The organism is Micromonospora sp. NPDC023869, assembly GCF_055559695.1.
Window position 1 is genome coordinate 1 of the sequence record NZ_JBVHKD010000014.1, and the last position, 14,414, is coordinate 14,414.

The 14,414-nt window shown below is 66.0% G+C and carries 9 protein-coding genes and 3 pseudogenes; 4 read left to right on the plus strand and 8 right to left on the minus strand.

The window, feature by feature from the left end:
* Positions 1–188 (plus strand): annotated as a pseudogene (locus ACZ31C_RS28025) (IS3-like element ISRhosp5 family transposase); the annotation flags it as partial.
* A 148-nt stretch (positions 189–336) separates the two neighbouring features.
* Here ACZ31C_RS28025 and ACZ31C_RS28030 read toward each other — a convergent pair.
* From ACZ31C_RS28030 to ACZ31C_RS28050, 5 genes and pseudogenes are all read right to left on the minus strand, one after another.
* Positions 337–1,257, minus strand: a pseudogene (locus ACZ31C_RS28030) (alpha/beta hydrolase family protein); the annotation flags it as partial.
* Positions 1,258–1,281: 24 nt separating this feature from the next.
* On the minus strand, positions 1,282–2,115 hold the full coding sequence (locus tag ACZ31C_RS28035; protein WP_465797831.1) for an IS5 family transposase: 834 nt from the start codon (positions 2,113–2,115) through the stop codon (positions 1,282–1,284).
* A gap of 101 nt (positions 2,116–2,216) precedes the next feature.
* A complete protein-coding gene (locus tag ACZ31C_RS28040) occupies positions 2,217–3,050 on the minus strand; it encodes an IS5 family transposase (RefSeq protein WP_465797832.1) in 834 nt (277 codons plus the stop codon).
* Positions 3,051–3,479: 429 nt separating this feature from the next.
* Positions 3,480–4,049, minus strand: coding sequence for a nucleotidyltransferase family protein (locus ACZ31C_RS28045; protein WP_465797833.1), 570 nt, complete (start codon positions 4,047–4,049; stop codon positions 3,480–3,482).
* A 221-nt stretch (positions 4,050–4,270) separates the two neighbouring features.
* Positions 4,271–4,717, minus strand: a complete 447-nt coding sequence (locus ACZ31C_RS28050) for a hypothetical protein (RefSeq protein WP_465797834.1) — start codon at positions 4,715–4,717, stop codon at positions 4,271–4,273.
* 328 nt (positions 4,718–5,045) lie between these two features.
* Between ACZ31C_RS28050 and ACZ31C_RS28055 the strand changes: the two genes are divergently transcribed.
* Together ACZ31C_RS28055 and ACZ31C_RS28060 are read left to right on the plus strand one after the other, a co-directional pair.
* A complete protein-coding gene (locus tag ACZ31C_RS28055) occupies positions 5,046–8,990 on the plus strand; it encodes an nSTAND1 domain-containing NTPase (protein WP_465797835.1) in 3,945 nt (1,314 codons plus the stop codon).
* Between the two features lie 253 nt (positions 8,991–9,243).
* A pseudogene (locus ACZ31C_RS28060) lies at positions 9,244–9,330 on the plus strand (IS5/IS1182 family transposase); the annotation flags it as partial.
* 410 nt (positions 9,331–9,740) lie between these two features.
* Here ACZ31C_RS28060 and ACZ31C_RS28065 read toward each other — a convergent pair.
* A complete protein-coding gene (locus tag ACZ31C_RS28065; protein ID WP_465797836.1) occupies positions 9,741–10,751 on the minus strand; it encodes an IS701 family transposase in 1,011 nt (336 codons plus the stop codon).
* A 1,413-nt stretch (positions 10,752–12,164) separates the two neighbouring features.
* On the opposite strand from ACZ31C_RS28065, the gene ACZ31C_RS28070 reads away from it, so the two are divergent.
* Complete coding sequence (locus tag ACZ31C_RS28070; protein ID WP_465797837.1) at positions 12,165–12,314, plus strand: hypothetical protein; 150 nt, start codon at positions 12,165–12,167, stop codon at positions 12,312–12,314.
* 772 nt (positions 12,315–13,086) lie between these two features.
* On the opposite strand, the gene ACZ31C_RS28075 is transcribed toward ACZ31C_RS28070, so the two are convergent.
* Both ACZ31C_RS28075 and ACZ31C_RS28080 read right to left on the minus strand, forming a co-directional pair.
* Complete coding sequence (locus ACZ31C_RS28075) at positions 13,087–13,746, minus strand: hypothetical protein (RefSeq protein ID WP_465797838.1); 660 nt, start codon at positions 13,744–13,746, stop codon at positions 13,087–13,089.
* Between the two features lie 298 nt (positions 13,747–14,044).
* Positions 14,045–14,335 (minus strand): hypothetical protein, encoded by a 291-nt coding sequence (locus ACZ31C_RS28080; protein WP_465797839.1) that lies wholly within the window; start codon positions 14,333–14,335, stop codon positions 14,045–14,047.
* Positions 14,336–14,414 lie beyond the last annotated feature (79 nt).

A 14,414-nucleotide genomic window follows, 5' to 3' on the forward strand; every position in this document is an offset into this window, starting at 1 on the left:
CCTTCAAACGCGAGACCCTGCAAGGCCGCCGCGCCTACACCGACGAACGCGAAGCACGACTGACCTCGTTTCGCTGGCTGCACCGCTACAACACCATCCGACGCCACTCACGGCTCGGACAGCAAGCACCGATCACTTACGAGAAGAGCACCCGGCCAGCGCCAGCTACGCTGGCCCCGGCCGCATAAACCCCGTGTCCAGGGTCAGGGGTCAAGCCCCAATGCCTGAGCCGAGTCGTCGTGGCCGTCACGCATCGCCACCACAACGCTGCGTGCCCGCTGGCCGAACTGATCCAGCTCTGGTGCCGTCAGTTGCCGCAAGCAGCGGTGTGATCTCTCAACTGGTCACTGCGGCCGTCATCACCGCACGGTAATGAGCCAGTTCCGCCTCCAACGCCGTGCCGGCCTCTGCGGAGGTTGCCACAGAATGACCGACATCGGGAAGAAGTAGCAGTCGGTGGGGCACATCGCGCGCGGCCAGCTGGTCGGCGAGTACGCGAACGTCCTCGACCACGGCCACGTCATCGGCGGTGCCGTGAATGAACAGCACAGGTCGTTGGACGTTGGAGGCCCGAACCCGGCCGGCCCCGCCTCGCAGCCGCATGGCATGGGCACGTTGGAACCGTGGCACCGTCTCGGCCCACCGATCTGGATCCACGATCGCCGACACGGCAGTGGCAGCGGCGAACGGGCCATTCTGCGCAACCGCATGCAGTGCGGTGTAGCCTCCAGCGCTGGCACCACGGATGAAAATCCGGCCTGGCAATGCCCGCCCTGCCGCCAGCAGGTGAGCAGCCACTGCCGCACAGTCATCGACATCGTCCAGACCCCACCGGCCATACAGCGATTCCCGAAAAGCACGGCCGTAGCCGGTGCTGCCGAGGTAGTCGACGTCCACGACAGCGAACCCCCGGCTGGTGAAGAACTGCGCCTGCCAATCCAACCGCAGGAGACAGGAGGCGGTCGGTCCAGGATGAGCCCGAATGATCACGGGTGCTCGCCAGTCCGCTGTCGAGCCCGTCGGTGGATACACCAGGGCCGATACCTCGCGCCCACCTGCGGCCTGGACCCGCAGCTCCGTGGGCGTCGACACCTGTGCTCCGGAGAGTTCGGCGTGCTCTGACTTGGCGAGCACTTCCACCCGAGGCTCGTCATCAGCCAGGTTCACTAGCGCGACCTGCGAGGCCGTCGTCGGCGATGCGCCAATCAGTGCCACGGTCGTTCCTTGCGCCGCCAGGTAGGGCTTGATTGATGTGTAAGTGCGTGTTTGAGATGTGGTTGTTCAGGTCCGGTTGAAGGTGCGGCGGGCTTGTCGTTGTGCCGGTTGACCGCGGGTGATACGGCGGGTCATGCCGGCGATGGCGGCCCAGCGGATGAGGGCTGCGGAGACGGCCGGGTGGCGTTCGTAGTCGCGGGCCAGGCGGCGGCAGGCGGTGAGCCAGGCCAGGGTCCGCTCGACCACCCACCGACGCGGGTGGACGGCGAAGCCGCGCTGGTCGGCGGGTTTGCGGACGATCTCCAGCGTGGTGCGCAGGGTGTCGCGGGTCCAGTCGACCAGCCGTCCGGTGAAGCCCTGGTCGGCATAGACATGCCGGATCGGGGTGATCATGTAGGCGCTGAGCAGGGCGGTCTTCGCGCCGTCGCGGTCCTGCCAACTCGCCGCGAGGACAGTGACGGCGACCAGCAGTCCCAGGGTGTCGGTGACGATGAACCGCTTACGGCCGTTGATCTTCTTTCCGGCGTCGTAGCCTCGACTGTCCCGACCGACGGTGTCGGCGCCCTTCACACTCTGGGAGTCGATGATCCCCGCCGACGGCTGCGACTGACGGCCCTGCTGCACCCGCGCCTTGACCCGCAGCGTAGCCAGGAGTTCCTCGGTCACGCCGGCCTCTTCCCACCGGGTGAAGTACCAGTACACCGTCTGCCACGGCGGTAGATCAGCCGGCAGGTACCGCCACGGACACCCCGACCGCACCACGTACAGAATCGCGTTCACGATCTCCCGCCGTGGGTGCTTCTCCCGCCGACCGTCCGTGTTCGGCTCCGGCAACAACGGCTCAACCAGCGCCCACTGGGCGTCAGTCAGGTCGGAGGGGTAGCCACGACGCGCAGACACCGCGCCGCCCTGCACGCCCCACCGCTGGATGTCATGCCGCCACGCCGTCCACAACAGACCTTCTCAAACACGCACTTAGTGCGTGTTTGAGATGGGGTTGATCAGGTTCGGTTGAAGGTGCGGCGGGCTTGTCGGTGTGCGGGTTGGCCGCGAGTGATGCGGCGGGCTATGCCGGCGATGGCGGCCCAGCGGATGAGTGCTGCGGAGACGGCCGGGTGGCGTTCGTAGTCGCGGGCCAGTCGGCGGTAGGCGGTGAGCCAGGCCAGGGTGCGTTCGACGACCCAGCGGCGGGGGTGGACGGTGAAGCCGCGTTGGTCGGCGGGTTTGCGGACGATCTCCAGCGTGGTGCGGAGGGTGTCGCGGGTCCAGTCGACCAGGCGTCCGGTGAAGCCCTGGTCGGCGTAGACGTGCCGGATCGGGGTGATCATGTATGCGTGGAGCAGGGCGGTTTTGGCGCCGTCGCGGTCCTGCCAGCTCGCGGCGAGGACGGTGACGGCGACCAGCAGGCCCAGGGTGTCGGTGACGATAAACCGCTTACGGCCGTTGACCTTCTTCCCGGCGTCGTAGCCCCGACTGTCCCGGCCGACGGTGTCAGCGCCCTTCACGCTCTGCGAATCGATGATCCCCGCCGACGGGTCCGGGTTACGGCCCTGCTGCACCCGCGCCTTGATCCGCAGCACAGTAAGGAGGTTCTCCGTCACGCCGGCTTCTTCCCACCGGGTGAAGTACCAGTACACCGTCTGCCACGGCGGAAGATCCGCCGGCAGGTACCGCCACGGGCACCCGGACCGCACCACGTACAAGATCGCGTTCACGATCTCCCGTCGCGGGTGCTTCTCCCTGCGGCCGTCCGTGTTCGGCTCCGGCAACAACGGCTCGACCAACGACCACTGAGCATCAGTCAGGTCGGAAGGGTAGCCACGGCGAGCAGACACCGCGCCACCCTGCCCGCCCCACCAGCAGAAGTCACACCACCACGCCGTCCCCAACAGACCTTCTCAAACACGCTCTTAGGAAACCGATGCTCTATCCCCTGAGCTACGAGGGCGCGAGGGGCCCAGTCTAACGGCCTGCGGGTTGACCCGGGGTGGCAGGGAGTGGCCCGGGTTGACCTGGGTTGTCCTGGCTGGCCGGGGCGGCGGATGACCACGCGTCGATCACACGGACGGCGTCTGCGGCCGTGATCGTTGGCCTGCTTTGACCTGGTGTGGCACCGGTTGTGGCCCACGGTGGCACCTGCTGGAGAGCACACGACGCACACATCATTCAAGATCATGGCTGGCTGTCCGGGTCGGGGTCGGAGGGGCCGCTGGCGGACGAGGTGGTGACCGTGGCGGCGGCTGCCGGCGTGGGACGTGGGTGGTTCAGGTGATGACGCGGACGCCGGGCCAGCGTTCGGTGAGGCGGTGGCGGGCAAGTCGTTGCCGGGAGATCTCCGGGCTGACCCTGGCCGGGTTGCGCCGCCACACGCCGTCGAGGAGGTCGTCGAGGCCGTGTGGTGCGCAGACGGCGATGTGGTCGTGCGCGTCGAGGCGGATGGCCACGGCGGTGGCGTATTCGGGCCAGGTGGCGACTGCTTCGGTGATGCTGCGCAACGGTGGTACCGGGCCGCTGCCGAACTTCGTCGGATACCAGGTGTGGACGGCGGCTTGGTTCTTCGCTTCCCATGGTGGTTCCGGCCAGGCCGCTACCAGGCGTCTGGTGGCGCGGTTGTCGTTGTCGCGGCTGAGGTCTGTCGGGTCGAGGAAGGCGACGTCGACATCGCGTACCGATGACGGGTCGAAGCCGTTGCCGTACCGTTCGGCCCAGACGAGGTCGCGGATGGTGCCGGCGCCGATCCGGGCGTCCGGCAGGGCGGAGTCCCGCACGACGCCCAGCGCCCGGATCAGCCAGGGGCTGCGCTGAACCAAGTTCCGCAGCTCGTCTCTCCGCATCGCTTCCCCTGGTTGCGCTGTCAGGTTCTGGACAGTCGAACAAACCGTCCACAAGGGGCGCGCCTGGCCGGATTGCAAGGACGCGCGGGACCCGTAACGGTATCCGGACGCATTGAACCGCCCCGGGTTCTGCGGAGTCCTACAAGATCCGGGGCAGTTCACACTCCTGTTCTCGGCGCTGGCGAATCGCCAGCGCCGAGAACCCGGCTTAGTGTGGCCTGCTAGCAGGCACCCACAGACGGCTGACTACTCACCACTCCGCTGCTGAGGTAGCCGACCTTGTCGTAGTAGTGGGCTTTGAACCACCGGTTCGAGCCGAAGCCGTTCGGTCCGCCGTCGATCCAGCAGCTGATCTCGACCCACTGGTTGTAGATGGTGAGGATCTTCTCCGCGCCCAGGTTGGGGTTCTTGCGAAGGTTGCCCTCGGTGACCCAGCCCCGGGGGTAGGCGAGAGGCTTGACCGCCGTGTCCGGGCGCACCGCCGAGGCTGCTGCGGCCAGCGGCTGCGGGGCTTCTTGTCGCGACGCAGCAGCCTGCGCCGGGCTGGTTAGGCCGACCAGGGTGAGCGCCGCAGTGAGGCCGACGGCCATTGCCGTGAGGCGGGTACGCCACCGGCGTGCCACTGACGGTGCGCCGGTGGTCCGGCCGTTGGGTTCGGTGTCTCTCACTGAGGAGGTGTTCGTGTGGGCAATCGCGGGCATTCGTCCTCCGTCCGAGTACGACTGTGATTCGGACGCCTCGTTGGCGTCACGTCGACCGTCGCGGCTGTGAAGGGCCAGCGGAAGGGTCTGACGGGTTCTCCGGACAACCCCGGACGAGTCCTGGACAGGCCCGTACGCCTCGCTTCCAGCGAAGCGACCGCCGTATTTCCGCACCCCCAACGACGTCAGCCAGTCAACAAGACGACACGTAGCGCTACGCCGGGCATTGGATACTCGAGGGCGGTCGACGGTAGGAAACATCGTCTGCGGCAGGGGTGTGGGAATGGGAAGGACAATGCCCGACGACACGACCTGGGGTGTCGACGCAGAACGTGTCGGTAACGTCCGGACCCGCCTAGAGTTCGGGCGCGAACTCACCCGGGTTCGGGAACGAGCTGGCTTGACCGTCCGGGACGTCGCGCGGGTGGTGGATATCCCCGTCAGCACCGTCGGTGGCTACTTCTCAGGGACTCATCTTCCGCCGGTCAAGCCGCCGGACATGCTCGTTCGGATCCTGCGGGCGTGCGGGGTCGACGACCCAGAGACGCTCGAACATTGGACGCGGGCACTTACTCGGGCACGTCGCGCGCCGGGGCCACGACGGACGGGGGAGGTTCCGCCTTACCGTGGTTTGGCCCGCTTCGAGCCGGAGCACGCGGAGTGGTTCCACGGCCGTGAAAAGCTCGTGGCGGACCTGGTCGAACGCGCCGTTGCCAATGCGGAGGGCGGGCTATTTACTGTCGTGGGGCCCTCCGGCGCAGGCAAGTCGTCGCTCCTGCGGGCGGGTCTTGTGGCCTCGCTGTCCGAATTCGGCTGGCGTTCCCTGATCCTGACGCCTGGGACTCGGCCGATGGTTTCCCTGGCCGAGCAGTTGGCGGCGCTGACCGGCGACGACGCGCAGGAGATCGCGGCCAGGCTGTCCGCAGAGCCGCATCGTGCTCCCGAACTGGCACAGCCCTCCGATGTGGATGAGACCGGACCGGGGCTGACCGGTGGGCGAATCGCCATCGTTGTCGACCAGTTCGAGGAGATGTTCACCGCCGGGGCGGAAGAGGCCGAGCGCCAAGCCTTCGTGGCGGCGCTGGCTGCGGTGGCCGGCTCGTTGGCGGCCAGCGACGGCGCGGCTGTCCGGCCAGGTTCCTCCGCTCTCGTGGTCATCGGTATGCGGGCCGACTTCTACGCCTCTGCCTTGCGCTACCCGCAACTCGCGGAGGCACTGCAGGACGCGCAGGTAGTCGTGGCGCCGATGGGGGAGGCAGAGCTTCGCAGGGCCATCGTGGAGCCCGCACGCCAGGCAAAGCTCACGGTTGATGACGGGCTGGTCGAGCTGCTCCTGCGGGATCTGCGGCCGTCCGGCGACGATCCGCAGGACGTAGCACACGACGCTGGCGCCCTTCCGCTACTGTCCCACGCCCTCCTGTCGACATGGGAGCGCGGCGGCGCCGTGCGCCTCACCACCGCCGACTACCGTGACACTGGCGGCATTCGCGGTGCTGTCGCGCGGACAGCCGAGGAGGCGTACGCCTCGCTGACGCCTCTGCAGCAGCAACTCGCGCGTCGGTTGTTCCTGCGCCTGGTCCACGTGGCGGACGACGCCGCCGACACTCGTCGGTACGTACCGCACCTCCAGATGCGCCAGGTCGGCGACGGCATGCAGGACGTTCTGGACGTGTTCGTGGGCCAGCGGCTCATCACCGCCCAGGCCGACCGAGTCACACTCACCCACGAGGCCCTGCTGACGGCGTGGCCCCGGCTGCGGTCGTGGATCGACGCGGATCGGGCCGGCCTGCGCATTCACCGCCAGTTGAACGCCGCTGCGGAGACGTGGCGCGGTCTGGGTCGCGACCAGAACGCTCTGTACCGTGGAGGACGGCTCACCATCGCCACGGAGTGGGCGGCCGAACCGGACCACCAGGCCGAACTCGACCCAATCGAGCGGGAATTCCTCGATGCCAGCATCGCCCACGCGTTCGCCGAGCAACAGGCGGCGCGGCGGCGCAGCCGCAGGATGCAACAGCTCCTCGCCGCGTTGACCGTACTCCTCGTCGCCTCGGCCGGCTCGACCGCGTTCGCGTTGCAACAGCGCGCGGCCGCCGACGAGCAGCGGCAACTGGCGGTTGCACGGCAGATCGCCACCGTCGCCAATCAAGTACGCGCCAAGGACGCGGCGCTTGCGATGCAGCTGTCACTGGTCGCCTACCGGATCGCGGCGATACCCGAGTCCAGGTCCAGCCTGCTCAGCTCCTACGCTTCGCCGACGGTCACCCGCGTCATAGGGCCGCCTGGCGTCATGCAAACGGTGGCGTTCCTGTCGAACGGCGGGCTGATGGCGGCGGCGGGCAGCGATGGTGCCGTACGCCTTTGGGCGCTCCCGCATTCGGGCCGGCCGGTACCGGTCGGTGAACCGTTATCGGGGCACACCGACACCGTCTACTCGCTCGCATTCAGCCCTGACGGGCGGATGCTGGCCAGCGCCGGTGGCGACCGCACGATCAGATTGTGGGACATCTCCGACCAGCGGACACCGTCGGCGGCTGGCACTCTGACCGGCCCCGCCAACACCGTCTACTCAGTAGCGTTCAGCCCGGACGGCCGGACGCTCGCCGCAGGCAGCGCCGACAATACCGTTCAGCTGTTCGATGTCACTCACCCGGAGACGTCACGCCCACTTGGCCCAGCGCTGAGGGGCTTCACCGATTTCGTACAGTCGGTCGCATTCAGCCCGGACGGCCGATTCCTCGCTGCTGGCAGTGCCGACACCACGATTCGGATCTGGGACGTCGGCCGGCCGCTCGCGCCGCTCGCCGTTGGAACGCCCCTGAACGGTCCCGCCAAGACGGTCTACTCGGTGGCCTTCCGTCCGGACGGGCGGGCGCTGGCGGCGGGTAGTGCCGATGGCAACGTTCACCTGTGGGACCTCGCCCGGCCGGACCGCCCCGTGTCACTGGGCAGGCTGACCGGCCCAGGCACGTGGGTGAACTCGGTCGCGTTCAGCCCCGATGGCCAGCGGATCGCTGCCGCCAGTTCCGACAGCAGCCTGTGGATATGGGACGCGGCCACCCGCAAGGTCATGCACGTACAGCGGCACCCTGCACCGCTGACAACCGTGGTCTTTCCCTTCGCCGACCCGGCCCGGGTAGCCACCGCGGCCGCCGACGGCACAGCCCGAATATGGCGTGTGCCGGGGCCTGTCGTCACGGCTCCCAGGGCGAACGTTTTCGCGGCATCGTTCGCCGCCGGTCACGTCCTTGCCGTCACGGACACAGACAACGGCGGAACCCTGTGGAACGTCAGTGATCCAAGGCAGCCGCGGCAGGTCGGTGCCGCATTATCGAGGCTGAACTTATCCGGCAACACGTCCGGCGCGGCGGCGTTCAGCCCGGACGCCCGCACGCTGATCAGTGGGGACCGCGACGGCACAGCACAACTGTGGGATCTCACCGATCCCGCGCGCCCCGTCGCGCTGCCGAAGCGGCTCACCGGTCACACCGCCACCATCCAGTCCATCGTCTTCAGTAACAACGGGCAGCTGGTCGCCGTGGGTAGCAGCGACACGACAGTCTCGTTATGGGACGTTGCTGATCCCCATCGGCCTCGCCGACTGCATCCGAACCTGGCCGGGCCCGGAAACTACGTGCTAGCCGTCGCGATCAGCCGCGACAACCGACTGCTGGCCGCCGGAGGCGCGGATAACACCGTACGGTTGTGGGACATCACCGACCCCGCCTCCCCCCGAGCCCTCGGCCCAGTTCTCAGCGGCCCGGACAGCTACGTCTACGGCATCGCGTTCAGCCCGGACCACCGGTTCCTGGCAGTCGGAAGCGCCGACAACAGGGTTCGGCTCTTCGACCTTACGGATCCAGCTGCGCCAGCCCCGGTGGGACAGGCCCTCACCGGCCCCGACAACTATGTCTACTCGGTCGCGTTCAGCTCCGATGGGCGACGACTCGCCGCAGGCGCCGGTGACGGCACGGCTTGGTTGTGGGATACCACCGATCCGCGTCGTCCCGACCTCTTCGCGACCCTCACCGCTCACGACAAGCCCGTCTACGTGGTGGCGTTCGGTAGCGAGAACCCAGTCCTTGTGACTGGCGGCGCGGACCGGACGGCACGGTTGTGGAACCTCGACCCCGAGCAGGTGGCGGCGTTTGTCTGTTCCACAACCGGCGACGATATCAGCCGGGCGGAATGGGAAAAGTACTTGCCGAACCTCCCGTACGCCCCGCCCTGTGGTCGCTGACCGGCCGGTCGTCATCGCGTAGTAGCTAATCGTTGGACCTGTGCGCCGGTTACCGAGTCATGTACGACGGCCGCCCACCGCCACTGGTATTGACCAGGTCACGACCATCAACGCGGATAAACAGAGCCCGGCCCGCCCAAAGCTGTTCGTCTGCGGCTCTACCAGGTGTGATTCCGTCTCAGAATCGGTACCAGGGAAGGCAGCAGACCCTCCCGCCGTGCGGGGGATCGGCAAGGCCAGCGCGGACTGCTCCCTGACCAAACTCCGCTGCTACCCACGCCGTGGCACCCCGATCGTGCACGCCATACTCGTCCTCCAAACCGCCGAGGACGCCCGCTACCCACGACGAAGTGGCTCAGTGGCTCCGATCAGGTCGGCAACGTGCCGCCGAACGGAAACGCCATGACCAGCACAGGGCCGAGGTGACCTGGCTAGCCTGGTCGGAGCATCGTGGTGTCTACGGTGCCGGCCGGCTGACCGCCGAGTTGCACGAACGCGGGCACCGGTGGAACCGAAGGCGGTGAAGACAGCAATCCCACCGGCAATGCGTTGACCAGAGCTCTCTGCTCGGTGACCTCTTCCGCGATCCCGAAGAGGTCACCACCACAGCTAGACTTGCGCGAGGTCCAGAGTTGCGCTGAGCGTCATCGGCGGTGGGCCAATGGGTCGTGTCGCCCCTCGGACACAAACCGAATCCCAACGGTGCGCGGCAAGGTCAACACTTGCCCGCACCGTTTGTGTTTGCGGGTTTTAGATCAGGTGTAGGCCGAGGTTGCGGTAGACCTCCAGTTTGTGTTCGGGGTCGACGTCTCGTGGTGCGGTGACCAGGTCGCCAAGTTCGTCGATGATGGCGAGGAAATCGTTCTCGGTGAGGTGGCTGGCCTTGTCTGAGAGGTCTTGGCCGTGGTCGCTGTCTGCTGGTGTTGCTCGGCCGTGCGGGGCGGTGGTGCTGGCTGCGGCGGCGGCGAGGAACGCGTGGGCGGTGATGACGAGGTTGGTACAGCGGTGCCAGGCTCGCCAGCGGCGGTGTTGATGTTGGTCCAGGCCGAGGCCGGTCTTGGTGGCCTGGAAGGATTCTTCGATGCTCCAGCGTCGGCCGGCGACGGCGATCAGGTGGTGCAGCGGCACGAGCTGCGGTGACCAGCAGCGGTAGAACGCCAGCTCACCGGTGGTGCGATTGCGGCGGATCAGCAGCCAGTGGTGGCCCTGGTGTTCGCCGGCGGCCAGGGGCAGGGTGACGAATGGCCAGTCGTAGTAGCGGTGACCTTTCGCTCCTTGGTCGGCGGAGATCCGCTGCCATGCCCGGGTCGGCAGGTCGGCGGAGATCTGGTCCCCTCGCTGGATGCCCAGGCCGGTAGGGACCCGGTGCGAGCAAGCGACCGCGAGAACGTAACCCAGTCCGTGCTCGCGTAACGCCGCGGCCAGGTGCGGGGCACCGCCGTAGGCCTCGTCGCCGGCGACCCACCGGCATTGCAGCCCGCCGGCCAGGGCGGTGTCGATCAGCCGTCGTGCCAGCTGCGGTTTCGTGGCGAACCCGACGGTGTCGGGCACCCCGGCCTCCACCCGTCGCGCAGGACCGCCGATCCAGGACTTCGGCAGGTAGAGAGTGACGTCGACCAGGTGTGCCCGCTCGGTGCGGCATAGGGCAGGTGCACCGCGAGCTGGCAGTTCTCGATCTTCCCGGCGGTACCGGAATCTGCCGTTGCACTCCCAGGTGTGCACGCCCTTCTTCAGATCACCGGTCTCATCGATCAACAGCACTCCGTCGGGTGCCCGAGCTTGACCGCGACGAAATCCCGCACGTCGGCGCGGACCTGCGTGTCGTCCTACCTGGCCGGACCGATCAGGTCCTGCATTCCTCCTGGACCGTCATCCCCGGCGTGCTCCGCGATCATCCAGCAATTCTTCGCCGGCAACGGCGCCAGTAGGCCAGCCATGAAGTCCCGCACCCGCCGGCGCGGCTCAGGCCGGCCGAAACGCGACCCGACCACGTCCATCAGTTCGTCGAACAGCCCACACCATCGCCCGACGTCTACTCTGTAAGCGGCAGCCACCGCCGTATCTCGGGTCCACACAACCACGAGACTCAGCGGTGGCTGCTCCATGCCCACGGACAAAACCACACTGCTACGGCAGGTCAGAACGGATCTCCTGCTGGAGTACTAATCCACCACTCAGACTGGACGCCCAGTCTCGCAGTTGCAGCGACTGTGCCAACGGGCTGCGACTCGACGTACATTCGACGCGAGGTGACGGAAGGGCGGCGCGACCATCCGTCGGCGCAGCGTGTCTCGGGTGAGGCGATCGGCGAAGCAGGTAGACGGGTATCCGACAGGCACTGTTGCCCGTCTACCCCAAGGGCACTTCACAGTAGATGATGGCGTTAAGTGTCAAGTCGAACACTCCGAGTGTCCCCCCATCGAGGCGTGTGCCGGTTATTGCGACCAAGGAGGGCAAGCCCATGCTGCGGATAGTTGCTTTTATCGTGTTGGTGGTAACGGCGGTGGCTACCCTGGGTACTCCAGCTCATGCAGCTGCCAATCCCTACACGCCCGAGAGAGCATGCAATAACGACTTTGGTGGCAACTGGAGCCGCACCACCGATGGACACCGCGTATTGCGAGAAGTTGACTCTGGAAGTAAGTGGGGCGATGTTTATCTGATGTACAGTGGCGGGTACAACTGCGTAGTCAGCATTAAATCCGCCTATGTCGGAATCCGGACAATGACCGGGGCTGGGCTCTTGGTTCAAGGGGAGGCTTATTGGCGCTGGGACCAGGGATTGTACATGTACTATGCTGCGGTTCGGGGGCCAGCAAATCGCACTTGCGTCCAGTACAAGGGATCGATCTACAATACTAGCGATTATAATGGCTACGAGGCCATCGGGGGTCGTTCCACTTGGGGTAACTGCGGCTGATGCCTGCACCCTTCGAAACCCGTTTACAGTTTTTACCGTACGGCATCTACCATGGCGTTTCCGCAAACTCCTACCGGGCATGGCGCAACGACCGCGCCCGGACAAAGCTGGCACGGCGCCCTCGCCACCGTCTTGAGTCCGACGTGGTGGACGCCTGGCTCAACGACCCGGTCGTGAACGCGTTGCACGAAGACCTCGGACGATAGTTCCGTGCGCTGCCACCAGAGCAGCAGCTCGCCAAACTCCTTCCGGAGTTGGAGAACGCACAGGGCCTGTACGCCCACCTCGCTGGCACCGTCGCCGAGGCGCCCGCCGATGATCCCCGCCGGTTCCTGCTTATCGCGTTGGGCGACCAGGTGGAGAGCATCCGCGCCAGGATCAACGAACTCGGCAGCAGCGCCTAGTGTCCTGAGTCTTTGATTCGTTTGCAGTGCGTGGCGAGGTTGGTCAGGATCTCGTCGGCGGTCTTAATCCAGACGTAGGGTAGGGCTGCTCGTTCGACAGGGTGAGCCAGGCGCAAATGTGTTTCTCCAGCGCGACCACGCTGCGGTGCACGCCTCGGCGGATAAGCTTGTTGTCGCCTCACTGCCGTTACGCTCGGCACGAGGTCTCCGGTGTGAAGTTCTAGCTTGGCCGCTGAACCAACTACCGGAGACCTCTCCCATTAGCGACCACCGCCACACCCCACATCAACGCCCTACGAAACACGGCCTAGTCGCCGAGCCTGAGCCCGGCGACCTGGCTCGCCGCCGGTGGCTCCAAGCCGAGGCCGTTCCTCGGACAGCCGGATGTCGAGCGGGCGGGAACGTCATCCAGCCGCTCCGCATGGACGGGACCGGCCGGCCCCATTGGGGCGAAGGATGATCAAGCATGTTAAATGCGGCGAAGTGTCACCTATCAATGCAGCAAGCCCAAACCCACGATGAAGAGCGCTCATTGCTCGTCTGGCCTGCGGCTTCGCAGTGCGTCCGGGAAGCCATCGACCTGCTCGGCGCTCATGCCCAGGACCTGCCGGGCTATGTGGCGCATCGCCCGCTGCGTACGTGATTCTCGACGGCACTCTGGATCCCGACCGACCGAGTCGCGGACCAAAAGCCGTACATAAAGGCAGCCTCGCCCGCGTCACGTTCGTCGCCGGATGTGAGACGGAGCCAAAACGGACCCAACTCTCGCCCGTTACCTCCGTTCACTGATAAATCGGTTAGCGGACGGAAGAAGCAGGAAGAATGCAATCAGGAAAGGGAGGGTGACGATGAGGGCAATCGACACTACGGTTTTCACCGTCCACCACACGGGGATATCTGGATTGGATGCCGGGTAGGAGGAAAGGGTTATCGCCCCGGCGCAGCAGGAGATAATCCCAAGAGTGGGCAGCGCGATCGCGCCGAAAACTTGAGCGCCGCGCGATCCTCTCATTATCAGATATGCAAATACGGAGCACGCCGTCGACGCCGCTAGAGATATCATGCAGATGGCGAAGAGTTGGAGAGCGAAGCCATCCTCGAGAAGCCAGCGATCGGTGTCGGTGGTCGCTGGCGCGGCCTCCATGATGGCGACGGATATGTTGCGATTGGTTGCGGCCAGAATGCCGTTGATGCCGAATAGGAGTGCAAGAGTTAGACAGAGAGTGGACGCTGCGAGCACGGTGCCCGGAGGTCTCATGGTTGCAGCGTGTGTTGCGGGAACTGTCGCCCTGTCAGGACTTTTGACGAGATTCCGTGGATCTCGATTGGGGCCGGTTTCGCGAAATGCGCGCAGGGTGATCAGTAGGCTAAGGAGCGCGATCATCGTTCCCGCAATTCCTGCAACCCAGGAGCCGACTTCCAGTGCTGCCAAAACAGCTCCTATCTATGCATATGTCTGACTTGCGGCTCCCGGTCCTGGGGATCAAGTCGGCGGCCGAACGCACATTACTTTCTCTGACTGGCGGACGCCTACAGCTGAAGCTGTCAGATAGGAGACCGCATTGACCTTTGTCTTGATATCCCAGGGCCCCCGGCCTTCTTCCTCCGGTACGGTCAGTCGGCCAACCGGTGGACGTTCGTTGCGCCGTCGTCGGACTCCACCGCGCCGGCGTCGTACGCGATGGCCACGTCGAACACCTCGCTGGCCACAACACTAGTGTCCTGAGTCCTTAGTACTCCAGCCGCACCTGGTGGAGTTGGAGTCTTTGCTGGTAGTGGGCTGTTCTGGCGCGGTACTGGTGTCGTCGTCGCCATCGTGACCATCGATGGGTGTGGTCGAAGGGTCGGGTGGTGGTGATCAGGTGTGCCAGGAGACGGCGGACCTCACCGAGGGTGAGCGGAATGAGGTCGTCATCGGATTCGGTGCCCCCTATTTTGGCGTGGGCGGCGGTGACGGCGAGGTAGGCGTGGGCGCACAGAACGAGAGTTATGTGCCGGTACCAGGCGTCGTACCGACGCACCTGGTAATGGTCCAGACCGACCTCGGTCTTGGCGGTCTGGAAACACTCCTCGACCGCCCACCGGGTCCCCGCGATGCGG

Excerpts from the sequence above, each read along its gene's own strand:
- ACZ31C_RS28045 (WP_465797833.1), bottom strand. The coding sequence starts at position 4,049 with ATGCGGAGAGACGAGCTGCGGAACTTGGTTCAGCGCAGCCCCTGGCTG.
- ACZ31C_RS28055 (WP_465797835.1), top strand. The coding sequence starts at position 5,046 with ATGCCCGACGACACGACCTGGGGTGTCGACGCAGAACGTGTCGGTAAC.